Origin of the sequence: Citrobacter sp. ABFQG, assembly GCF_004322975.1 — a bacterium.
Classification (GTDB): domain Bacteria; phylum Pseudomonadota; class Gammaproteobacteria; order Enterobacterales; family Enterobacteriaceae; genus Citrobacter; species Citrobacter freundii.
Genome location: NZ_CP036435.1, coordinates 712378 through 736381, shown reverse-complemented (window position 1 = coordinate 736381; position 24004 = coordinate 712378). Strand labels below are relative to the sequence as shown.

16 protein-coding genes, 1 tRNA gene and 3 rRNA genes are annotated in these 24004 nt (G+C 52.0%); 8 read left to right on the top strand and 12 right to left on the bottom strand.

Annotated features, from left to right (window positions below; genetic code table 11):
• Nucleotides 1-35: 35 nt before the first annotated feature.
• The 4 genes from rrf to WN16_RS03640 all read right to left on the bottom strand — a co-directional run bounded on the left by rrf (nucleotide 36) and on the right by WN16_RS03640 (nucleotide 5072).
• A 5S ribosomal RNA gene (gene rrf, locus WN16_RS03655) occupies nucleotides 36-151 on the bottom strand.
• A 90-nt stretch (nucleotides 152-241) separates the two neighbouring features.
• Nucleotides 242-3148 (bottom strand): 23S ribosomal RNA (locus WN16_RS03650).
• A gap of 221 nt (nucleotides 3149-3369) precedes the next feature.
• Nucleotides 3370-3445: transfer RNA gene (locus WN16_RS03645), tRNA-Glu, on the bottom strand.
• 85 nt (nucleotides 3446-3530) lie between these two features.
• A 16S ribosomal RNA gene (locus WN16_RS03640) occupies nucleotides 3531-5072 on the bottom strand.
• Together the 16S, 23S and 5S rRNA genes with 1 tRNA gene alongside form the textbook arrangement of a ribosomal RNA operon.
• Nucleotides 5073-5551: 479 nt before the next feature.
• On the opposite strand from WN16_RS03640, the gene WN16_RS03635 reads away from it, so the two are divergent.
• Together WN16_RS03635 and mdtD are read left to right on the top strand one after the other, a co-directional pair.
• Nucleotides 5552-6256, top strand: a complete 705-nt coding sequence (locus WN16_RS03635) for a FadR/GntR family transcriptional regulator (RefSeq protein ID WP_003023753.1) — start codon at nucleotides 5552-5554, stop codon at nucleotides 6254-6256.
• 1 nt (nucleotide 6257) lies between these two features.
• Nucleotides 6258-7685, top strand: a complete 1428-nt coding sequence (gene mdtD / locus WN16_RS03630) for a multidrug transporter subunit MdtD (RefSeq protein ID WP_044700499.1) — start codon at nucleotides 6258-6260, stop codon at nucleotides 7683-7685.
• Here mdtD and rbsR read toward each other — a convergent pair.
• The 7 genes from rbsR to kup all read right to left on the bottom strand — a co-directional run bounded on the left by rbsR (nucleotide 7651) and on the right by kup (nucleotide 15597).
• Nucleotides 7651-8643 (bottom strand): ribose operon transcriptional repressor RbsR, encoded by a 993-nt coding sequence (gene rbsR / locus WN16_RS03625; RefSeq protein ID WP_003844413.1) that lies wholly within the window; start codon nucleotides 8641-8643, stop codon nucleotides 7651-7653. The genes mdtD and rbsR overlap by 35 nt on opposite strands.
• 3 nt (nucleotides 8644-8646) lie before the next feature.
• Entirely contained in the window at nucleotides 8647-9576 is a 930-nt protein-coding gene (gene rbsK, locus WN16_RS03620; protein ID WP_003023758.1) for a ribokinase, read from the bottom strand.
• 141 nt (nucleotides 9577-9717) lie between these two features.
• Nucleotides 9718-10608 (bottom strand): ribose ABC transporter substrate-binding protein RbsB, encoded by an 891-nt coding sequence (gene rbsB, locus WN16_RS03615; protein WP_003023760.1) that lies wholly within the window; start codon nucleotides 10606-10608, stop codon nucleotides 9718-9720.
• Between the two features lie 24 nt (nucleotides 10609-10632).
• Nucleotides 10633-11598, bottom strand: coding sequence for a ribose ABC transporter permease (rbsC, locus tag WN16_RS03610; RefSeq protein ID WP_003023762.1), 966 nt, complete (start codon nucleotides 11596-11598; stop codon nucleotides 10633-10635).
• 5 nt (nucleotides 11599-11603) lie between these two features.
• Nucleotides 11604-13109 carry a ribose ABC transporter ATP-binding protein RbsA gene (gene rbsA, locus WN16_RS03605; RefSeq protein ID WP_003023764.1) on the bottom strand — a complete coding sequence of 502 codons (1506 nt, stop codon included), beginning with the start codon at nucleotides 13107-13109 and terminating at the stop codon, nucleotides 11604-11606.
• Nucleotides 13110-13116: 7 nt separating this feature from the next.
• A complete protein-coding gene (rbsD, locus tag WN16_RS03600; protein ID WP_003023766.1) occupies nucleotides 13117-13536 on the bottom strand; it encodes a D-ribose pyranase in 420 nt (139 codons plus the stop codon).
• Between the two features lie 192 nt (nucleotides 13537-13728).
• Entirely contained in the window at nucleotides 13729-15597 is a 1869-nt protein-coding gene (gene kup, locus WN16_RS03595) for a low affinity potassium transporter Kup (RefSeq protein ID WP_046671079.1), read from the bottom strand.
• A 329-nt stretch (nucleotides 15598-15926) separates the two neighbouring features.
• On the opposite strand from kup, the gene ravA reads away from it, so the two are divergent.
• Nucleotides 15927-17423 (top strand): ATPase RavA, encoded by a 1497-nt coding sequence (gene ravA / locus WN16_RS03590; RefSeq protein ID WP_044700493.1) that lies wholly within the window; start codon nucleotides 15927-15929, stop codon nucleotides 17421-17423.
• Nucleotides 17417-18868: an ATPase RavA stimulator ViaA gene (gene viaA, locus WN16_RS03585; RefSeq protein ID WP_003023773.1), complete on the top strand. Its 1452-nt coding sequence runs from the start codon at nucleotides 17417-17419 to the stop codon at nucleotides 18866-18868. The genes ravA and viaA overlap by 7 nt, the downstream gene beginning before the upstream one ends.
• A gap of 3 nt (nucleotides 18869-18871) precedes the next feature.
• Here viaA and asnA read toward each other — a convergent pair whose 3' ends face one another.
• A complete protein-coding gene (gene asnA / locus WN16_RS03580) occupies nucleotides 18872-19864 on the bottom strand; it encodes an aspartate--ammonia ligase (RefSeq protein ID WP_003827009.1) in 993 nt (330 codons plus the stop codon).
• A 151-nt stretch (nucleotides 19865-20015) separates the two neighbouring features.
• Here asnA and asnC point away from each other — a divergent pair, with 151 nt between their 5' ends.
• The 4 genes from asnC to rsmG all read left to right on the top strand — a co-directional run bounded on the left by asnC (nucleotide 20016) and on the right by rsmG (nucleotide 23999).
• Nucleotides 20016-20474 carry a transcriptional regulator AsnC gene (gene asnC / locus WN16_RS03575; protein WP_003023780.1) on the top strand — a complete coding sequence of 153 codons (459 nt, stop codon included), beginning with the start codon at nucleotides 20016-20018 and terminating at the stop codon, nucleotides 20472-20474.
• A gap of 88 nt (nucleotides 20475-20562) precedes the next feature.
• The gene (gene mioC, locus WN16_RS03570) at nucleotides 20563-21012 is read left to right on the top strand and encodes an FMN-binding protein MioC (protein WP_003023782.1); all 450 of its coding nucleotides are present in this window, start codon (nucleotides 20563-20565) and stop codon (nucleotides 21010-21012) included.
• A 372-nt stretch (nucleotides 21013-21384) separates the two neighbouring features.
• Nucleotides 21385-23274 (top strand): tRNA uridine-5-carboxymethylaminomethyl(34) synthesis enzyme MnmG, encoded by a 1890-nt coding sequence (gene mnmG / locus WN16_RS03565; RefSeq protein WP_003023784.1) that lies wholly within the window; start codon nucleotides 21385-21387, stop codon nucleotides 23272-23274.
• Nucleotides 23275-23375: 101 nt separating this feature from the next.
• Nucleotides 23376-23999 (top strand): 16S rRNA (guanine(527)-N(7))-methyltransferase RsmG, encoded by a 624-nt coding sequence (rsmG, locus tag WN16_RS03560; protein WP_003023788.1) that lies wholly within the window; start codon nucleotides 23376-23378, stop codon nucleotides 23997-23999.
• Nucleotides 24000-24004: the final 5 nt, after the last annotated feature.

Sequence of the window (24004 nt, the reverse complement as noted above, 5' to 3'; positions counted from 1 at the left end):
CCCGGATTCTTCATCCCGGTTTACTGCAATTTGATGCCTGGCAGTTCCCTACTCTCGCATGGGGAGACCCCACACTACCATCGGCGCTACGGCGTTTCACTTCTGAGTTCGGCATGGGGTCAGGTGGGACCACCGCGCTACAGCCGCCAGGCAAATTCTGTTATTAACCCGCTTTTCGCCGGTTAATGTAATCTGTATCAAGCTGAATGTCGTCTCTTCGCCAAAACATCTTCGGCGTTGTAAGGTTAAGCCTCACGGTTCATTAGTATCGGTTAGCTCAACGTATCGCTACGCTTACACACCCGACCTATCAACGTCGTCGTCTTCAACGTTCCTTCAGGAGACTTAAAGTCTCAGGGAGAACTCATCTCGGGGCAAGTTTCGTGCTTAGATGCTTTCAGCACTTATCTCTTCCGCATTTAGCTACCGGGCAATGCCATTGGCATGACAACCCGAACACCAGTGATGCGTCCACTCCGGTCCTCTCGTACTAGGAGCAGCCCCCCTCAATTCTCCAGCGCCCACGGCAGATAGGGACCGAACTGTCTCACGACGTTCTAAACCCAGCTCGCGTACCACTTTAAATGGCGAACAGCCATACCCTTGGGACCTACTTCAGCCCCAGGATGTGATGAGCCGACATCGAGGTGCCAAACACCGCCGTCGATATGAACTCTTGGGCGGTATCAGCCTGTTATCCCCGGAGTACCTTTTATCCGTTGAGCGATGGCCCTTCCATTCAGAACCACCGGATCACTAAGACCTGCTTTCGCACCTGCTCGAGCCGTCACTCTCGCAGTCAAGCTAGCTTATGCCTTTGCACTAACCTCCTGATGTCCGACCAGGATTAGCTAACCTTCGTGCTCCTCCGTTACTCTTTAGGAGGAGACCGCCCCAGTCAAACTACCCACCAGACACTGTCCGCAACCCGGATTACGGGTCCACGTTAGAACACCAGCCATTAAAGGGTGGTATTTCAAGGATGGCTCCATGCAGACTGGCGTCCACACTTCAAAGCCTCCCACCTATCCTACACATCAAGGACCAGTGTTCAGTGTCAAGCTATAGTAAAGGTTCACGGGGTCTTTCCGTCTTGCCGCGGGTACACTGCATCTTCACAGCGAGTTCAATTTCACTGAGTCTCGGGTGGAGACAGCCTGGCCATCATTACGCCATTCGTGCAGGTCGGAACTTACCCGACAAGGAATTTCGCTACCTTAGGACCGTTATAGTTACGGCCGCCGTTTACCGGGGCTTCGATCAAGAGCTTCTCCTTACGGATAACCCCATCAATTAACCTTCCGGCACCGGGCAGGCGTCACACCGTATACGTCCACTTTCGTGTTTGCACAGTGCTGTGTTTTTAATAAACAGTTGCAGCCAGCTGGTATCTTCGACTGATTTCAGCTCCATGAGTAAATCACTTCACCTACATATCAGCGTGCCTTCTCCCGAAGTTACGGCACCATTTTGCCTAGTTCCTTCACCCGAGTTCTCTCAAGCGCCTTGGTATTCTCTACCTGACCACCTGTGTCGGTTTGGGGTACGATTTTGTGTTACCTGATGCTTAGAGGCTTTTCCTGGAAGCAGGGCATTTGTTACTTCAGCACCGTAGTGCCTCGTCATCACACCTCAGCGTTAAAAAGGTACCGGATTTACCTGGAACCTCCGCCTACATGCTTAAACCGGGACAACCGTCGCCCGGCTAACATAGCCTTCTCCGTCCCCCCTTCGCAGTAACACCAAGTACAGGAATATTAACCTGTTTCCCATCGACTACGCCTTTCGGCCTCGCCTTAGGGGTCGACTCACCCTGCCCCGATTAACGTTGGACAGGAACCCTTGGTCTTCCGGCGTGCGGGTTTTTCACCCGCATTATCGTTACTTATGTCAGCATTCGCACTTCTGATACCTCCAGCATACCTCACGATACACCTTCAACGGCTTACAGAACGCTCCCCTACCCAACAACACATAGTGTCGCTGCCGCAGCTTCGGTGCATGGTTTAGCCCCGTTACATCTTCCGCGCAGGCCGACTCGACCAGTGAGCTATTACGCTTTCTTTAAATGATGGCTGCTTCTAAGCCAACATCCTGGCTGTCTGTGCCTTCCCACATCGTTTCCCACTTAACCATGACTTTGGGACCTTAGCTGGCGGTCTGGGTTGTTTCCCTCTTCACGACGGACGTTAGCACCCGCCGTGTGTCTCCCGTGATAACATTCTTCGGTATTCGCAGTTTGCATCGGGTTGGTAAGTCGGGATGACCCCCTAGCCGAAACAGTGCTCTACCCCCGAAGATGAGTTCACGAGGCGCTACCTAAATAGCTTTCGGGGAGAACCAGCTATCTCCCGGTTTGATTGGCCTTTCACCCCCAGCCACAAGTCATCCGCTAATTTTTCAACATTAGTCGGTTCGGTCCTCCAGTTAGTGTTACCCAACCTTCAACCTGCCCATGGCTAGATCACCGGGTTTCGGGTCTATACCCTGCAACTTAACGCCCAGTTAAGACTCGGTTTCCCTTCGGCTCCCCTATACGGTTAACCTTGCTACAAAATATAAGTCGCTGACCCATTATACAAAAGGTACGCAGTCACCCCATAAAGAGGCTCCCACTGCTTGTACGTACACGGTTTCAGGTTCTTTTTCACTCCCCTCGCCGGGGTTCTTTTCGCCTTTCCCTCACGGTACTGGTTCACTATCGGTCAGTCAGGAGTATTTAGCCTTGGAGGATGGTCCCCCCATATTCAGACAGGATACCACGTGTCCCGCCCTACTCTTCGAGTTCACAACCTGTGCATTTTGGTGTACGGGACTATCACCCTGTACCGTCGGACTTTCCAGACCGTTCCACTAACACACAAGCTGATTCAGACTCTGGGCTGCTCCCCGTTCGCTCGCCGCTACTGGGGGAATCTCGGTTGATTTCTTTTCCTCGGGGTACTTAGATGTTTCAGTTCCCCCGGTTCGCTTCATTACGCTATGTATTCACGTAATGATAGTGTGACGAATCACACTGGGTTTCCCCATTCGGAAATCGCCGGTTATAACGGTTCATATCACCTTACCGACGCTTATCGCAGATTAGCACGTCCTTCATCGCCTCTGACTGCCAGGGCATCCACCGTGTACGCTTAGTCGCTTAACCTCACAACCCGAAGATGTTTCTTTCGATTCATCATCGACTTGCAAAAATTTGAGAGACTCGAACACACCGCTTTTCATTTCTTATTACGGAGAAATGAAACAGTGTGTCGTTTCAATTTTCAGCTTGATCCAGATTTTTAAAGAGCAAATATCTCAAACGTCACCCGAAGGTAAGTTTTGAGATATTGGGGTCGGCGACTTTCACTCACACATACCAGCAAGTGGCGTCCCCTAGGGGATTCGAACCCCTGTTACCGCCGTGAAAGGGCGGTGTCCTGGGCCTCTAGACGAAGGGGACACTGAAGTCTCAATCGCAAGACGCCTTGCTATTTACTTTTCATCAGACAATCTGTGTGAGCACTACAAAGGCAGGTTCTTTAAGGTAAGGAGGTGATCCAACCGCAGGTTCCCCTACGGTTACCTTGTTACGACTTCACCCCAGTCATGAATCACAAAGTGGTAAGCGCCCTCCCGAAGGTTAAGCTACCTACTTCTTTTGCAACCCACTCCCATGGTGTGACGGGCGGTGTGTACAAGGCCCGGGAACGTATTCACCGTGGCATTCTGATCCACGATTACTAGCGATTCCGACTTCATGGAGTCGAGTTGCAGACTCCAATCCGGACTACGACATACTTTATGAGGTCCGCTTGCTCTCGCGAGGTCGCTTCTCTTTGTATATGCCATTGTAGCACGTGTGTAGCCCTACTCGTAAGGGCCATGATGACTTGACGTCATCCCCACCTTCCTCCAGTTTATCACTGGCAGTCTCCTTTGAGTTCCCGGCCGGACCGCTGGCAACAAAGGATAAGGGTTGCGCTCGTTGCGGGACTTAACCCAACATTTCACAACACGAGCTGACGACAGCCATGCAGCACCTGTCTCACGGTTCCCGAAGGCACCAAGCCATCTCTGGCAAGTTCCGTGGATGTCAAGAGTAGGTAAGGTTCTTCGCGTTGCATCGAATTAAACCACATGCTCCACCGCTTGTGCGGGCCCCCGTCAATTCATTTGAGTTTTAACCTTGCGGCCGTACTCCCCAGGCGGTCGACTTAACGCGTTAGCTCCGGAAGCCACGCCTCAAGGGCACAACCTCCAAGTCGACATCGTTTACGGCGTGGACTACCAGGGTATCTAATCCTGTTTGCTCCCCACGCTTTCGCACCTGAGCGTCAGTCTTTGTCCAGGGGGCCGCCTTCGCCACCGGTATTCCTCCAGATCTCTACGCATTTCACCGCTACACCTGGAATTCTACCCCCCTCTACAAGACTCTAGCCTGCCAGTTTCGGATGCAGTTCCCAGGTTGAGCCCGGGGATTTCACATCCGACTTGACAGACCGCCTGCGTGCGCTTTACGCCCAGTAATTCCGATTAACGCTTGCACCCTCCGTATTACCGCGGCTGCTGGCACGGAGTTAGCCGGTGCTTCTTCTGCGAGTAACGTCAATCGTTGCGGTTATTAACCACAACGCCTTCCTCCTCGCTGAAAGTACTTTACAACCCGAAGGCCTTCTTCATACACGCGGCATGGCTGCATCAGGCTTGCGCCCATTGTGCAATATTCCCCACTGCTGCCTCCCGTAGGAGTCTGGACCGTGTCTCAGTTCCAGTGTGGCTGGTCATCCTCTCAGACCAGCTAGGGATCGTCGCCTAGGTGAGCCGTTACCCCACCTACTAGCTAATCCCATCTGGGCACATCCGATGGCAAGAGGCCCGAAGGTCCCCCTCTTTGGTCTTGCGACGTTATGCGGTATTAGCTACCGTTTCCAGTAGTTATCCCCCTCCATCGGGCAGTTTCCCAGACATTACTCACCCGTCCGCCACTCGTCACCCAAGGAGCAAGCTCCTCTGTGCTACCGTTCGACTTGCATGTGTTAGGCCTGCCGCCAGCGTTCAATCTGAGCCATGATCAAACTCTTCAATTTAAGTTTGATGCTCGTGAATTAAACTTCGTAATGAATTACGTATGTTCACTCAAGAGACTTGGTATTCATTTTTCGTCTTGCGACGTTAAGAATCCGTATCTTCGAGTGCCCACACAGATTGTCTGATAAATTGTTAAAGAGCAGTTCCGCTTCGCTTTTTCTCAGCGGCGCGGGGTGTGCATATTACGCCATCCCGCCACGAAGTCAAGCATTTAATTTCGCTTTCTTCGCCGGAGTTCTCAGTGGAACTCCGCTGACCTGGCGGCTTGTAATCCGTTGTTCCGTGTCAGTGGAGGCGCATTATAGGGAGTTATTTCAGGCTGACAAGGGGAAATTTAAAATAACTTTCTGAATGCGTGTTTTTTCACCAAAACAACCATTAACATGCCATAAAATAAGCAAATTGCCGTTTTTGCAGCCGCAATCACACTTCCAGGTGGCATACTAATGAATAAGAAAAAGAGTAAGGAAGAACATTCATGCCGTTAAATGCCCAACAGCTAGCCGCACAGAAAAACTTGTCCTACGTTCTGGCCGAAAAGCTGGCTCAGCGAATATTAAAAGGTGAATACGCGCCGGGCGCTATATTGCCTGGCGAAATAGAGCTGGGCGATCAGTTTGGTGTGAGTCGCACCGCGGTAAGAGAGGCGGTAAAAACGTTAACGGCAAAAGGTATGGTATTACCACGCCCACGTATCGGCACACGCGTCATGCCGCAAGCAAACTGGAACTTCCTCGACCAGGAGCTGCTCACCTGGTGGATGACGGAAGATAATTTCCCGCAGGTCATTAAACATTTTCTGGTGATGCGTATCAGCCTGGAGCCTCAGGCGTGTTTACTGGCGGCGACCATTGGTACGGCTGAACAGAAAGCGCACCTCAACACGCTGATGGAAGAGATGGTCGAGCTGAAAAGAAACTTCAGACGCGAACGCTGGATTGAGGTTGATATCGCCTGGCATGAACACATCTATGAAATGAGTGCGAATCCGTTCCTTATTTCCTTTGCATCTCTGTTCCATTCGGTTTACCAGACCTACTTTACCTCTATTACCTATAACGATGTGGTGAAACTGGATTTGCACCAGGCCATTGTCGATGCAATAGATGATAACGATGGCGATCGCGCCTTTGCTGCTTGTCAGGCATTGCTGATAGCACCGAACGTGCTACCGGATAAATAATATGTCAGAAAAGAAATCACGTAGTATGGCCGGGCTACCGTGGATAGCAGCCATGGCCTTTTTTATGCAGGCACTAGACGCCACTATCCTCAATACCGCCCTACCCGCAATAGCACATAGTCTTAACCGCTCTCCGCTCGCCATGCAGTCGGCCATTATCAGCTATACCCTGACGGTCGCGATGCTGATCCCGGTAAGTGGTTGGTTGGCAGACCGATTTGGTACCCGACGCGTCTTTATGATTGCTGTTAGCCTGTTTACGTTGGGATCGCTGGCCTGTGCGCTGTCCAGCTCCCTAAGCGAGCTGGTGATTTTCCGTGTCATTCAGGGGATCGGTGGCGCCATGATGATGCCCGTTGCCCGTCTGGCGTTATTGCGTGCCTACCCTCGTAGTGAACTGCTTCCCGTGCTTAACTTCGTCACCATGCCTGGACTTGTGGGGCCGATTTTAGGTCCGGTATTGGGCGGTGTACTGGTTACATGGGCCAGTTGGCACTGGATCTTCCTGATTAATATTCCAATTGGCATTGCCGGTATCTTCTATGCTCGCAAATATATGCCGAACTTCACCACCCCACGCCGCGGTTTTGATATGACCGGTTTCTTTCTGTTTGGTTTGAGCCTGGTGTTGTTTTCCAGCGGCGTTGAATTGTTCGGCGAGAAGCTTGTCGCTACCTGGGTCGCACTCGGTATTATTCTTGTCAGTGTGTTGTTACTACTCGCCTATATTCGCCATGCTCGTCGTCACCCAACGCCACTTATATCTCTTCCGATATTTAAGACTCGAACCTTTTCTGTTGGGATCGCCGGCAACCTCGCCACTCGCCTGGGCACAGGCTGCGTGCCCTTCTTAATGCCGCTGATGTTGCAGGTAGGCTTTGGATATCCGGCTCTGATAGCCGGTTGTATGATGGCGCCAACGGCGTTGGGTTCAATTCTGGCAAAATCCATGGTGACGCAGGTTCTGCGCAAACTCGGCTACAGGACCACATTGGTGGGTGTTACGGTTTTTATCGGCCTGATGATTGCGCAGTTCGCTTTGCAATCTCCTGCCATGCCGGTCTGGATGCTGATCCTGCCGCTGTTCATTTTAGGTATGGCGATGTCCACCCAGTTTACCTCAATGAATACTATCACTCTGGCGGATCTGACCGATGAAAACGCCAGCAGCGGCAACAGCGTATTGGCCGTTACTCAGCAGTTATCAATCAGTTTAGGGGTTGCCATCAGCGCCGCCGTTCTGCGTATCTATGAAGGTATGGAAGGAACCAATACGGTCGAGCAGTTCCACTACACCTTTATGACGATGGGCGCTATCACGGTAATATCCGCGCTGATGTTCATGCTGCTAAAAGCCAAAGATGGACGTAACCTGATCAAAGATCGGCACAAACCTAAACCGACCCCCGCTCCATCAAAACAGGAGTAAGCTGCAAACGCTGTTGTTGTAATGCGGGCTGGGCCATCCGATGGATTAATACATCGATGGCCAGTTCGCCCAATTCATCTTTTGGTTGATGTATGGTCGTCAGCGGAGGCGTCATATAGCGCGCCAGCTCGATATCATCATAACCCACCACCGCCATATCCTGCGGAATGCGCAATCCCGACTGGTACAGAGCCTGATACGCGCCAACCGCCATTGCATCATTACCGGTAAAAACGGCCTGCGGTCGCTGTTTATGCGACAGCAACGTTTGCATAGCTTCAAAGCCGCCACCAAACTCAAAGTCACCGGTAATCTCGTAGCCTTCCGGGACAAGCAAGCCCGCCCGCTTCATTGCCGCCCGATATCCTTCCAGACGCAAACGCGCCGGGGTTTTATCCAGCGGCCCGGTGATGCAGGCAATGCGCGTAAAACCTTTTTCGATAAGATGTTGCGTGGCTAAATCCCCGCCCAGCAGGGAGTTATCCTGAATCAGATCGCTTTCACCATCAAAGGGCGACCAGTCCATCATCACGGTCGGTATAGAAGGATAACGCTGCATTATCTCTCTGGAAGGCTGATGTGTTTCCGTGCAGAGCAGCAGCAAACCATCCACGCGTTTTTGCATTAGCGTTTCCAGATTACGGTTCATGCGCTGTTCATCGCCTTCGGTATTGCACAGCACCAGGCTGTAGCCGCGCTCAAAACAGCTACGTTCAACGCCGCGCACCAGCTCAGAATAGAAGGGATTGGTACTGGCAGTGATTAACATGCCAATTGTGCGGGTCTGGTTTAACTTGAGGCTACGCGCCAGCGCGGAGGGAGCGTAGTTAAGCGCTTTAATCGCAGCTTCTACTTTGTCAGTGACAGACTCACTGACAAAGCGATCTTTATTAATGACGTGAGAAACCGTCGACGTGGAAACACCCGCCAGGCGGGCGACGTCCTTCATTGTAGCCAAGCGTTACCTCTGTTGACTTAAAAACGCTTCTATTTCTTCGCGCCACGGAACGGAAGGCTGTGCGCCTTTACGGGTAACCGCAATCGCCGCAGCGGCATGCGCAAAACGGATCGCTTCAGGCAGTGGAGTCTCTTCCAGTAACGCTGTAATTAACGCGCCATTAAAGGTGTCTCCGGCGGCAATAGTATCAACGGCTTCCACTTTAAAACCGGGTACTCGCTGACCTTCGCCATTCACGCTGGCCCACACACCGCGACTCCCTAAGGTAATCAGTACAGTATGGATTCCTTTAGCATGCAATGCCTGCGCCGCTTTGGCCGCGTCTTCATCATTTTCAACCCGGATCCCCGTCAGCTTTTCAGCCTCGGTTTCATTCGGGGTAATAATATCTACCAGCGCCAACAGCTCGTCAGAAAGTTCACGCGCCGGAGCCGGGTTTAGGGCGACCATGGTCTTATTTTGATGTGCAATCTTTGCCGCAGCCAGAACGCTTTCGATCGGCGACTCTAGCTGCATCAGTAAAGCGGACGCCTGCGCAATACGCTCATGCTGTGCTTCCACCAGCGCTGGCGAAAGCGCTGCGTTAGCTCCAGCATGAATGCCGATAACGTTCTCACCTTCACCATTCACAAAAATCAACGCAACACCGGTCGATTCCCCCGAAATTACGCTAATCGGCGCAATATCAATGTTGTCTTTGGCTAACTGTTTACGCACACTTTCGCCAATATCATCATCGCCCGTACAGGCAATGAATGCGATATTCGCGCCACTACGACCCGCAGCAACAGCCTGATTCGCGCCTTTACCGCCAAATGCGACCTGATAATGACTACCGGTTACGGTTTCACCAGGTGTCGGGAAAGAGTTAAGGTTAAGGATGTGATCGGCATTGATACTGCCAAGAACAACGAGGTTGCCTGCGGTTTTCATATTTGGTGTTCCAAGTCAAAGTGCGCCACCGGGTTAGGGTGGCGCGTGCCCTGCTTTTCTTTTTACGCTTTCATCCCCAAAACCAGATACGGGGATGGCGTATTTATGTCTCCATCAGGCCGCGAGCGACCTGAATCGGTATTACTGCTTGATGACCAGCTTCAGGTCAACCGGATATTTAGCCTGAACCTTCTCGCCTTTCAGGACTTTATCCGCAGTCTCAACGCCTTTCGCGCCGATCTGATCCGGCAACTGAGCAATGGTCGCAGCCAGTTTGCCATCATTTACTGCTTTTTCGCCATCTGGAGTGCCGTCAAATCCAACCACCATCACATCAGATTTACCCGCGGTTTGCAGTGCGCGCAGCGCACCCAGCGCCATTTCATCGTTCTGAGCAAATACGGCCTGCACATCAGGATGCGCGGTCAGCAGGTTCTGCATGACGTTCAAACCTTTAGTGCGGTCGAAGTCTGCCGGCTGGCTGGCCAGTACGTTAAATTTGTGTGCCGCAACGGCCTGCTGGAAACCTTCGCCACGCTCACGCGCCGCTGAAGTTCCGGCAATCCCCTGCAGTTCGATAACTTTCGCGCCTTCACCTGCTTTCTTCGCGATGTAATCACCCGCAATTTTGCCGCCCAACACGTTATCAGACGCAATGTGGCTTACCACTTCGCCTTTGGAGGCAACACGGTCAAGGGTAATAACCGGAATTTTTGCCTGGTTAGCCATCTTCACAGCATTACCAACGGCATCAGAGTCGGTTGGGTTGATCAGCAGAATTTTAGTTCCACGAACCGTTAAGTCCTGAACGTTAGCCAGCTCTTTCGCCGGGTTGTTCTGCGAGTCCAGAATCACCAGGTTGTAACCCAGCTTATCCGCCTCTTTTTGCGCCCCATCCTTCAGAGAAACAAAGAACGGGTTATTGAGGGTGGAGACCACCAGCGCAATGGTATCTTTAGCCATCGCATTCGCGCTCACGGTGGCGCTTAGCGCAACAGCAGAAACCAGGGTAGCCAGTTTTTTCATGTTCATATTTAAGATGTCCTGTAATCGTTGTTACTGCTTTTTGTTGTCTACCAGTACCGCCAGCAAAATCACCACCGCTTTGACGATCATCTGGTAATAGGAGGATACACCTAACAAATTCAACCCATTATTGAGGAAACCAAGAATCAATGCGCCGATCAGCGTCCCAACAATTCGTCCTTTACCACCCGCCAGGCTAGTACCGCCTAATACTACCGCTGCGATAGCATCTAACTCATAGCCAGTACCTGCCGTCGGTTGCGCAGAGGAGAGGCGCGCAACTTCAATGATGCCCGCCAGCGATGCCAGCAGACCGCACAGTGAGTAAACGATAATTTTGATTTTACTTACGCTGATACCGGACAGACGCGTTGCCGCTTCGTTACCGCCCAGCGCATAGATATAACGCCCCAGACGCGTGTGGTGCAGCATGTACCACGCCGCGAGGAAGACAATCCCCATGATCCACACCGGCGTAGGGACGCCTAACGGACGACCAATCCCGAACCAGCCAAACAGATCGGCATTGTCAGTAAACCCGGTGTTTACCGGACTGCCGTTGGTGTAGACCATGGTCACACCGCGCAGCAGCAGCATCATAACCAGAGTCGCGATAAACGCCTGCACGCGACCTTTCGCGACAATCACCCCGGTTACCGCGCCAATGGCAGCGCCGAGCGCCAGGGCCGCAGCAACAGCCACCAGCGCATTGACTTCAATCCCTACAATCGAAGCCGCAACCGCACCGGTCAGCGCCAGCAAGGAACCGACGGACAGATCGATACCCGATGTCAGGATAACCAGCGTCATGCCAACCGCCATGATGGCGTTCACCGACGTTTGCTGAAGAATGTTGAACAGGTTATTAACGGTAAAAAAGTTAGGGCTCATGGTGGAAACAATCGCGATCAGCACTAACAGAGCGATGAGCGACTTTTGCTCCAGAAGCCATGCTTTAGTGAAATAACGGCGACCAGAAACAGCCTGGGTAGTCATCTTTTTTACTCCTGATTCACGCGATTAAGCTTGCCCACAGCGGCAGCCATTAATACTTCCTGAGTGGCCTGCTCGCGAGTGAACTCACCGCCGAGATGCCCTTCATGCATAACGATAATTCGATCGCTCATGCCCAATACTTCTGGCATCTCAGAAGAGACCAGAATGATACTCAGCCCATCGGCCTTAAACTGGTTGATAAGCTGATAGATTTCTTTCTTGGCCCCAACGTCAACGCCGCGCGTTGGTTCATCAAGGATCAGCACTTTTGGCCGGGTCATCAGACCGCGCGCAATCGCCACTTTCTGCTGGTTACCGCCGGAAAGAAGGCCGATAGCCTGTTCCATCGATGGCGTTTTAACATTGAACAGGCGAATAAAATCACCCACCGCCTGCTGCTCATCTTTATGTTTAAGGCTTCCGCCTGCACGGCTGAAATAGCGCAGCGCGGTCAGTGACATATTCTCTTTCACCGACATGCCGAGCACTAAACCATCGCGTTTACGGTCTTCAGAAATATAGACGATGCCGTTAGCCAGTCCATCCTGCGGCGAACGGGTAACCACTTCATGGCCATCAAGCGTGACGTAGCCGCTGGTACGCGGCAATGCGCCGTACAACACTTTCATCAGCTCGGTACGCCCAGCCCCCATCAGCCCCGATACGCCAAGGATCTCGCCTTTACGCAGCGTGAATGACACATCGTTTACGCCAGGACCGCACAGATTATCGACCTTCAGGCGAATATCACCCGGCGCTTTTTCCAGACGCGGGTACTGATCTTCCAACTTACGTCCCACCATCATTTCAATCAGCGAGTCTTCGGTAAGCGATGCGACTTCACGCTCGGCAATAAACTGCCCGTCGCGGAAGACGGTTACGTCATCGCAAATCTCGAAGATCTCTTTCATGCGGTGAGAAATATAGACAATGCCGCGCCCCTGGGATTTCAGTTCGCGGATGACGCGGAACAGGGATTCGGTTTCGGTGTCGGTGAGGGCATCCGTCGGTTCATCCATAATGATGACCTTCGATTCAAAGCTCAGCACTTTGGCAATTTCGACCATCTGCTGATCGCCAATCGACAGCTCACCGACCAGCCTGTCGCTTTTAAAGCGCAGATTGAGTTTGGCGAGCAGCAGATCGGCTTCGGCGTACATCTTCTTCCAGTCAATTTTGCCAAAGCGATTCACAAACTCACGACCGAGAAAAATGTTTTCAGCGATAGTGAGTTGCGGGATCAGGTTCAGCTCCTGGTGGATGATACCGATTCCGGCTTCCTGGGAGGATTTCGGGCCGTTAAAGGTGGTCTCTTTCCCCAGCCACAATAAGGAACCGGCATCACGGGTGTAGATTCCGGTCAGCACCTTCATCATGGTGGATTTACCCGCACCGTTTTCGCCCACCAGCGCCATTACGCGGCCTGGGTAGACATTCAGCGCGGCGCCGGATAGCGCTTTTACACCCGGGAACGCTTTATCGATCCCTTTGAGTTGCAGTAATGCGTTCATGATGGCCTCAGAACGTGACGCCAGCACAGAGAATGATATTCGCATACGGAGAACACTCTCCGCTGCGAATTACCGCCTGACTGTCTGCGGTTTGTTTTTTGAATTGTTCATGCGTGGTGTAACGAATTTCTATGGTGTTTCCCTGGTGTTGTTGCAGTTGCTCAATGTGGCTGAGCAACGTTTCGTGGAGTTGCGGATTATGTTGTTTAATTTCCGACGCGAGAATGGCTGCCTCGACCTGCATTTCACGTGTGACCACATCCAGTACCTGCATAAAAGAAGGTACGCCCTGGGTTAATGCCATATCGATACGCGTTGTGCTGTTCGGGATGGGTAAACCTGCATCACACACCACCAGCGTATCGGTATGCCCCAGACGGGAGATCACCGATGAAATTTCAGAGTTGAGTACCGTGCCTTTCTTCATTTTCTTTCCCCACTAGCGAAACGTTTCGCTGGAGATAAGTGTAGTGCGAAGAGTGGACAGAAAACCACCGCGACGTTACGAAAATGTGATCGCCATCGAAACGTTTCGCAAGGATTATCATTAGATGAAATGAAAACTGGGAGGGGCAAAACAAAACGCCCCTTTTCACGATGAAAGAGGGCGTCGATGAGATTAAATCTCGACCTGAGTACCGAGCTCAATAACCCGGTTCGGTGGGATTTCAAACTGGTCCGGCGCACGCAGCGCATTGCGCTGTAACAGCAGATACAGCTTACCGCGCAGACGCAAGTACCATGGTCGTTTGCCGACAATCAGCGACTCGTGCGACATGAAGAAGGAGGTTTCCATCATCCGGCAGCTTAAGCCTTCCAGACCGCAGCGATGGAACACTTCCTCCACGTTCGGCGTTTCGCGCCAACCGTAGCTGGCAACCACGCGCCAGAAGGTGGGCGATAACTGCTCAATCTGCACCCTACGCACGTTGTGAACATAGGGCGCATCTTCCGTGCGCAGCGTCAGCAGAATAACGCGCTCATGCAGCACCTTGTTATGTTTGAGGTTATGCAGAAGCGCAAACGGGATGACGTTCAGTGCGCGGGACATATATACAGCCGTTCCCGGCACGCGTACCGGTGGTGATTTCTCCAGAGAAGCAATCATCGCCTCCAGAGAGTTACCGTGCTCATGCATACGACGCAGCAGACGGAAGCGTTCACTTTTCCAGGTGGTCATGATGGTGAACATCACCAGACCCAGCGTCAGAGGCAGCCAACCGCCGGAAATCAGTTTATCGAGGTTCGCGGTGAACAGCGGAACATCGACGCACAGGAATGCCACCAGGATCAGGAAGACGAAGTATTTATTCCAGTGCCAGTTTTTGCGCGCCACGGTGGTCGACAAAATAGAGGTCAGCACCATCGTCCCCGTTACCGCAATCCCGTACGCCGCGGCCAGATTACTGGAGTGTTCAAAACTCACAATCACAATAACCACCGCAAAATAGAGCATCCAGTTAACGAAAGGAATGTAGATCTGGCCCGACTCCATTTCCGAGGTATGGATAATGCGCATTGGCGATAAATATCCCAAACGCACGGCCTGACGCGTCAGCGAGAACACACCGGAGATAACCGCCTGCGAAGCGATTACCGTCGCCAGCGCAGCGAGGATCAGTAGCGGGATCAACGCCCAGTCTGGCGCCAACAGGAAGAACGGGTTTTTGATCGCTTCAGGATGCTTTAACAGTAGCGCCCCCTGACCAAAATAGTTCAGTACCAGTGAAGGCAACACCACAGAGAACCATGCCAGGCGAATCGGCAACTTACCGAAGTGGCCCATATCCGCATACAGCGCTTCAACACCGGTAATCGACAACACCACCGCACCCAGTGCAATAAAAGACAACGTTTTGAATTCGAGGAAGAAATGCACCGCCCAATACGGATTTAGCGCCTGCAGTACTTCCGGATTGCCAATAATACTGCGTACGCCTAAAACCGCCAGCGTCAGGAACCACAGCAGCATAATCGGCGCAAACAGCTTACCGACCATGCCGGTACCGTGTTTTTGAATCAAAAACAGCAGGGTCAGTACGATTATCGAGAGCGGAACAATCCAGGTATCAAGTTGCGGGGCAATAATCTCCAGACCTTCAATCGCAGACATCACCGAAATGGCTGGCGTAATCACCACTTCACCATAGAAGAAGCTGCCGCCTATCAATCCCATAATGACCAGCATGGAGGTTGTTCGCGCCGAGGTATTGCGCCCGGCCAATGACATCAGCGTCAGGATCCCGCCTTCTCCGGCGTTATCTGCGCGCATGACAAACGTCAGGTATTTAATGGAGACAACAAAGATCAGCAGCCAGAAAATCAGCGAGAGAAAACCAAATACGGCATCACGTTCAACGCCAAAACCAAACTGGCCGGACAAACATTCACGAAGCGTATAAAGTGGGCTGGTACCAATATCACCGTAGACAACCCCAATGGCTGCAAGGGTAATCGCAGACAATGATTGTTTATTATCAGTGCTCATAGACTCGTCTTTCGTTTATACACATCATCTTTCAAGCCACTCCGTGTGGGCTGCATTCGTTATTCCCCCCATCCCAGGAGAAAACTCCATTGCCGCCTTGGTGCAGCTTGATTGATTTGGTGTATATATAAGAAATGTGTGCGTCGTCCCTTGGCCCACAAAAAGGCGCACAGTATGCACGATTAATCACAAAATCGTACCCCTAAATGAGACCAGATTAATCTGGCTCAAAGAAAAATAAGCGCACCTTCAGTCTATTACTGCAATGGTGTGAAGCATCTATACTCGCAGTTTATGCAGTACATTTGGCGAAAGGACGCCACTTCATTATGGCTCACCCACATTTATTAGCGGAAAGAATTTCCCGTCTGAGCAATGCGCTGGAAAAGGGACTTTTTGAACGTAGCCACGCCATTCGTCTGTGTCTGCTGGCAGCACTCAGCGGCGAGAGCGTTTTCTTATTAGGGCCCCCGGGGATCGCAAAGAGCTTAATTGCCCGCCGACTGAAGTTTGCCTTCCAAAATGCACGCGCTTTTGAATACCTGATGACGCGCTTCTCTACGCCGGAAGAAGTTTTCGGCCCTCTGTCCATTCAGGCCCTTAAAGACGAAGGTCGCTATGAACGCTTAACGGCGGGCTATCTTCCTGAAGCTGAAATCGTTTTTCTCGATGAAATCTGGAAAGCAGGCCCGGCAATTCTTAACACCCTGCTGACCGCCATTAACGAACGTCACTTTCGCAACGGCGCGTATGAAGAAAAAATTCCGATGCGTCTGCTGGTGGCCGCATCCAACGAACTGCCTGAAGCCGACAGCAGCCTGGAAGCGCTGTACGACCGTATGCTGATTCGTCTGTGGCTGGATAAAGTTCAGGACAAGGCCAATTTCCGCTCCATGCTGCTAAGTCAGCAGGATGAAAGCGACAACCCGGTCCCCGCATCATTGCAGGTGACGGATGAAGAGTATCACCAGTGGCAAAAAGACATTGGCGCCATCAAGCTTCCCGATCGCGTGTTTGAGCTTATTTTCACCCTACGCCAGCAGTTGGACACGCTACCGAATGCCCCCTACGTGTCCGATCGTCGCTGGAAAAAAGCGATCCGCTTACTCCAGGCCAGCGCTTTCTTTAGCGGACGTGATGCGGTAGTACCTATCGACCTGATCCTGCTGAAAGATTGTCTGTGGTACGACGCGCAAAGCCTGAATCTGATGCAACAGCAGCTTGAAATATTGATGACCGGACACGCCTGGCAGCAGCAAGCCATGCTGACGCGCCTGGGCAGTATTGTGCAGCGCCGCATTCAACTCCAGCAGCAACAAAGCGACAAAACGGCGTTCACGGTAATCCGTCAGGGTGGCATGTTCAGTCGTCGTCCTCATTATGATTTACCACCAGAAGCTACGTCCTCAGTCGTGACATTACTGCTACAAAAGCCATTAAAGCTGCATGATATGGAAGTTATCCATATTGCTTTTGAACGCAGTGCGCTGGAACTGTGGCTAACAAAAGGCGGTGAAATCCGCGGAAAATTAAACGGGATCGGCTTTGCCCAAACACTGAATATGGAAGTCGATAGTGCACAGCATCTGGTTGTGCGCGATGTCAGTTTACAGGGTTCTCGCCTGGCGCTGCCGGGGGCTTCGCAAGAGAGTATGCCCGCAGAGATAAAGCAGGAGCTTGAAGCGCTCGATAACGAGTGGCATCAGCAGCACAGCGCATTCAGCGAACAGCAAAAATGCCTGTTTATTCATAGCGACTGGTTAGGCCGCATTGAGGCCAGCCTGCAGGATGTCGGGGCGCAAATCCGCCAGGCGCAACAATGCTGACCCTTGATACACTCAACATAATGCTGGCAGTCAGCGAAGAGGCGATGATCGAAGAGATGATCGTCGCCCTGTTGGCTTCCCCAAAGATGGTGGTATTTTTTAAAAAATTTCCTCGCCTTAAAAAAGCGATCACTGACGATATTCCCCGCTGGCGCGAATCTTTGCGTAGCCGCCTCAAAGATACCCATGTGCCGCCGGAGTTGGCAGAAGAAGTCATTTGTTATCAACAAAGCCAGCTCCTCTCTCATGCACAGTTTATCGTTCAACTACCGCAAATATTATCGCTATTGCACCGACTCCATTCGCCCTGGGCTGGGCAAGCGCAGCAACTGGTCAATGACAACAGCACCTTTACGCCCGCCCTACATACGCTTTTTCTCCAGCGCTGGCGCCTGAGCCTGGTGGTGCAAACCACAACGCTGAATCAGCAACTGCTGGAAGAAGAGCGCGAGCATTTGCTCAGTGAAGTACAGGAACGGATGACCCTTAGCGGACAACTGGAACCCGTTCTGGCGGAAAATGACAACGCTGCAGGCCGGTTGTGGGATATGAGCGCGGGCCAAATCAAGCGCGGTGATTATCAGTTGATGGTGAAATACGGCGAATTTCTGACGCAACAACCCGAACTCCAGCGGCTGGCCGAGCAGTTAGGTCGTTCCAGAGAGGCGAAATCCGTGCCGCGTAAAGATGCGCCAATGGAAACCTTCCGTACCCTGGTGCGCGAACCGGCAACCGTCCCGGAGCAGGTGGATGGCATCCAGCAAAGTGACGATATCCTGCGCCTGCTACCGCCAGAACTGGCCACGTTGGGCATAACCGAACTGGAATACGAGTTCTACCGACGGCTGGTGGAAAAGCAACTGCTGACCTACCGCCTGCACGGCGAAGCATGGCGTGAGAAGGTAACAGAACGTCCGGTGGTTCATCAGGATTTTGACGAGCAACCGCGCGGACCTTTTATCGTCTGCGTTGATACATCAGGATCGATGGGCGGGTTTAATGAGCAGTGTGCGAAAGCCTTTTGCCTGGCGCTAATGCGCGTCGCCCTTGCCGATAACCGGCGTTGTTTCATTATGCTGTTTTCAACAGAAGTGGTGCGCTATGAGCTTTCCGGTCCGGAGGGCATCGAACAGGCGATCCGCTTTTTAAGTCAACGCTTTCGTGGTGGCACTGATATTGCCAGCTGTTTTCGCGCCATTATTGAACGCATGCAGGGTCGGGAATGGTTTGATGCCGATGCGGTGGTTATCTCAGATTTTATCGCTCAGCGATTACCCGATGAAGTCGTCAGCAAAGTGGGGGAATTACAGCGGGTGCACCAGCACCGTTTTCATGCGGTAGCGATGTCAGCACATGGCAAACCCGGCATCATGCGCATTTTCGATCATATCTGGCGCTTTGATACCGGGATGCGAAGCCGCCTGCTCAGACGCTGGCGGCGTTAATTGTTACAGCAGAGAAGCGACGCTTTCACGTACCTGGGCCGGCCATACGCCACACTGAACCTGGCCAATGTGCGGTAATTGCAGCAACAGCATGGTCAGACGCGACTGCCCAATCCCCCCACCAATCGTCTGCGGCATTTCACCACGCAGCAGCGCCTGGTGCCATTCCAGACTCAGGCGATCTTCATCACCGGTCAAAGACAGCTGGTGTTTCAGAGCGTCAGCATCCACACGGATCCCCATAGAAGACAGCTCAAACGCATCTTCCAGAACCGGGTTCCAGACCAGAATATCACCGTTCAGACCGGCATGACCCAGCTCAGACGCTGAACTCCAGTCATCATAATCCGGCGCACGTACATCATGACGGTGACCGTCACTGAGCTTACCGCCGATTCCCACCAGGAATACCGCGCCCAGCTCTTTAGCGATCGCACGTTCACGACCTTTTGCGTCAAGATCCGGATAACGAGATAACAGCTCCTGGCTATGAACAAAGTGGATTTGCTCTGGCAGGAACGGTGCCAGACCAAACTCTTTGCTAACCGCAGCTTCGGTGGCCTTAATTCCCGCCCAGATAGCCTCTACCGTGCTTTTCAGAGTGGAGAATTGACGCTCACCGTCGCCCATCACACGCTCCCAATCCCACTGGTCAACGTACACTGAGTGCAGCGGGGAGAGGCGATCTTCATCGGGACGCAGGGCTTTCATATGCGTGTACAGCCCCTCGCCTGCGCTAAAGTCGTGTTGTCCTAACGTTTGACGCTTCCACTTCGCCAGTGAATGAACCACTTCGAATTGAGCGTCTGGCAATGCTTTAACCTTCACCTGCACCGCTTTTTCACAGCCCGACAAGTTATCCTGCGTGCCATCTCCAACGCGGCTGAGGATCGGAGCCTGAACTTCGATCAGACCTAAACGCTCTTCCAGCTGGCGAGAAAAATGAGATTTTACGAAGCTAATTTGACGTTGTTTGGCAATGTAAGCGGTTTTCATTATGTGTACTCCTGTGTCCTGTTGCCTATGATTAAGCAACAGAATGGAGGTAATATTCAATAATCAACAAACAAAAAGCCGACTTCGATTTTGATTCGTTAAAATTAACGACTAAAATAGAGGGAATCATTAATCTACATAAGAAAAACCTATGGAAAATTATCAGATCGACAATCTGGACCGCGGCATTCTTGATGCCCTGATGGAAAATGCCCGTACAGCCTACGCAGAATTAGCCAAACAGTTCGGCGTCAGCCCAGGAACAATTCACGTTCGCGTAGAAAAGATGAAGCAGGCCGGGATCATTACCGGCGCGCGGATTGATGTTAGTCCCAAACAATTGGGTTACGACGTCGGCTGCTTTATCGGCATCATTCTGAAAAGTGCGAAAGACTATCCGTCAGCACTTGCAAGACTGGAAAGCCTCGATGAAGTGACCGAAGCGTATTACACCACCGGGCACTACAGCATCTTTATTAAGGTAATGTGCAAATCGATCGACGCGTTGCAGCAGGTACTTATCAACAAGATCCAAACAATTGACGAAATTCAGTCCACTGAAACCCTGATCGTCTTGCAGAACCCGATTATGCGTACCATCAAGCCGTGATCGGGTTTTTTAATCCCCTATTTTTCCACAGGTAGATCCCAGCTCGCACACAGCGTACAATACGCCCTCTTTATAAAGGTGGGCGATCATGGCAGACATCACTCTTATCAGCGGTAGTACGCTTGGCAGTGCGGAATATGTAGCAGAGCATCTGGCTGAAAAGCTGGACGACGCCGGTTTTTCCAGCGAAATACTGCATGGGCCAATGCTTGAAGAGGTTCCGACTGACGGGATCTGGCTGATTATCAGCTCCACACACGGAGCAGGAGACATTCCTGACAACCTGCAGCCTTTATATGATGCCTTACGCGAGCAGAAACCGAACCTGTCACAAGTGCACTTTGGTGCAATCGGGATCGGCAGTCGTGAATATGACACCTTTTGCGGCGCAATCGACAAGCTGGAAGCCGAATTGAAGGCCTGTGGGGCAAAACAGATCGGCGAAACGCTCAGGATCAACGTACTGGAACATGAAATTCCGGAAGATCCGGCTGAAATTTGGCTGGGATCGTGGCATCCGTTGCTCAGAGATTTGTAAAGATCGTACTTTTTTATGTGGATAACTCTGGTTAAAAGCTTGGATTAACCGGTAGTTATCCCAAGAACAACTGTTGTTCAGTTTTTGAGTTGTGTATAACCCTTCATTCTGATCCCAGCTTATACGGACCAGGATCACCGATCATTCACAGCTAATGATCCTCAGCAACCTGTTGATCTTACTTAAAGGATCGCCCTTATCCACAGAAAGGTGCGATCCTAATAAGAGATCACAATAAAACAGATCTCTAAATAAAAAGATCTTCTTTTTAATACCCAGGATCCCAGGTCTTTCTCCATCGACTAAAGTTGAGTAGAATCCACGGCCCGGGCTTCAATCCATTTTCACACCGCGTTATGCGAGGCAATCACCATGTTTTATCAGGATCCTTTTGACGTCATCATCATTGGCGGGGGTCATGCAGGCACCGAGGCCGCAATGGCCGCGGCGCGAATGGGTCAACAGACTCTGCTTTTGACACACAATATCGACACTCTGGGACAGATGAGCTGCAACCCGGCGATCGGCGGTATTGGGAAGGGACACCTGGTAAAAGAAGTGGATGCGCTTGGTGGGTTGATGGCAAAAGCGATCGACCATGCGGGTATCCAGTTTAGGATACTAAACGCCAGCAAAGGGCCTGCCGTTCGTGCTACTCGCGCTCAAGCCGATCGTGTGCTCTATCGACAGGCGGTACGTACCGCACTGGAGAATCAACCCAACCTGATGATCTTCCAACAGGCGGTTGAAGATCTGATTGTTGAAAACGATCGTGTCGTAGGCGCGGTAACCCAAATGGGACTGAAGTTCCGTGCCAAAGCGGTCGTGTTAACCGTGGGGACTTTCCTCGACGGCAAAATTCATATTGGTCTGGACAACTACAGCGGTGGCCGCGCTGGCGATCCGCCGTCTATTCCGCTGTCACGTCGTCTGCGTGAACTGCCGCTGCGCGTCAGTCGCCTGAAAACCGGTACACCGCCGCGAATCGATGCGCGCACGATTGATTTCAGCGTGCTCGGCCAGCAAAACAGCGATAACCCGATGCCGGTCTTCTCATTCCTGGGCGATGCATCTCAACATCCGCGCCAGATGCCGTGTTATATCACGCATACCAATGAAAAAACCCATGATGTGATCCGTAATAACCTCGATCGTAGCCCGATGTACGCAGGCGTGATCGAAGGTATCGGCCCACGCTATTGCCCGTCGATCGAAGACAAAGTTATGCGCTTTGCCGATCGTAACCAACATCAGATCTTCCTCGAACCGGAAGGACTGACGTCTAACGAAATTTACCCGAATGGCATCTCCACCAGCCTGCCGTTCGATGTGCAGATGCAAATTGTCCGTTCCATGCAGGGGATGGAAAATGCCAGAATCGTCCGTCCTGGCTACGCGATTGAGTATGATTTCTTCGATCCGCGCGACCTGAAACCTACTCTGGAAAGCAAATTCATCCAGGGTCTGTTCTTTGCTGGTCAGATCAACGGTACGACCGGTTATGAAGAAGCTGCCGCGCAAGGGATGCTGGCTGGTCTGAACGCCGCACGCTTGTCTGCTGACAAAGACGGCTGGGCGCCGCGCCGCGATCAGGCTTATCTTGGTGTGCTGGTGGACGATCTGTGTACGCTGGGCACCAAAGAACCGTACCGCATGTTCACCTCACGCGCGGAATACCGTTTGATGCTGCGCGAAGATAACGCCGACCTGCGTCTGACCGAAATTGGCCGTGAGCTGGGACTGGTGGACGATGAGCGTTGGGCTCGCTTCAACGAGAAGCTGGAGCGTATTGAACAAGAACGCCAGCGTCTCAAATCAACCTGGGTGAATCCGTTAGCGGAGTCCGCTGCAGAAGTGAATGCTCACCTGGCGACACCTCTGTCACGTGAAGCGAGCGGTGAAGATCTGCTGCGTCGCCCGGATATGACCTATGCTCAGTTGACCTCTTTATCTGCGTTTGCACCTGCGCTTGATGATGCTCAGGCCGCAGAACAGGTTGAAATTCAGGTGAAATACGAAGGATATATCGCCCGTCAGCAGGAAGAGATCGAGAGACAACAGCGTAATGAGAACACCCTGTTGCCTGCAACGCTGGATTATCGTCAGGTCTCCGGCTTGTCGAATGAGGTCATTGCCAAACTGAACGATCACAAACCGGTATCGATCGGTCAGGCATCGCGTATTTCCGGCGTAACACCTGCCGCCATCTCCATTCTGCTGGTATGGCTGAAAAAACAAGGTATGCTGCGTCGCAGCGCTTGATATCACTTTTTGGCGGGAGCTCTTCGTTTGCCCGCCCTACAAATTTGTCGGCCCGATAAGCGACAGCGCGTCGGGCAATAGATTATTTACAGGTAACGACCGTGCTCAACAAACTCTCTCGTCTGCTGGCTGATGCCGGTATTTCTCTTACCGATCACCAGAAAAATCAGCTGATTGCGTATGTCGATATGCTGCATAAATGGAACAAAGCGTACAACCTGACGTCGGTGCGTGATCCCAACGAAATGCTGGTGCGCCATATTTTGGACAGCATTGTCGTCGCGCCGTACCTGAAGGGCGAGCGTTTTATCGATGTCGGCACTGGTCCGGGCCTACCGGGAATCCCTCTCTCCATCGTACGTCCTGAAGCGCATTTCACACTGCTGGATAGCCTGGGAAAACGCGTTCGTTTCTTGCGCCAGGTGCAGCATGAGCTTGCGCTTACTAACATCACTCCAGTGCAAAGTCGCGTTGAAGAATTCCCTTCGGAGCCGCCGTTTGATGGGGTGATTAGCCGTGCTTTCGCGTCACTCAATGATATGGTGAGCTGGTGCCATCATTTGCCTGGTCAGGAAGGGCGTTTTTATGCGCTAAAAGGGCAGTTGCCTGAAGATGAAATTGCCTCGTTGCCTGCAGAATTCAGCGTCGAGTCGGTCGAAAAATTACGCGTTCCGCAACTGGATGGTGAACGTCATCTGGTGGTTATTAAGCCAAACAAAATTTAATTTTT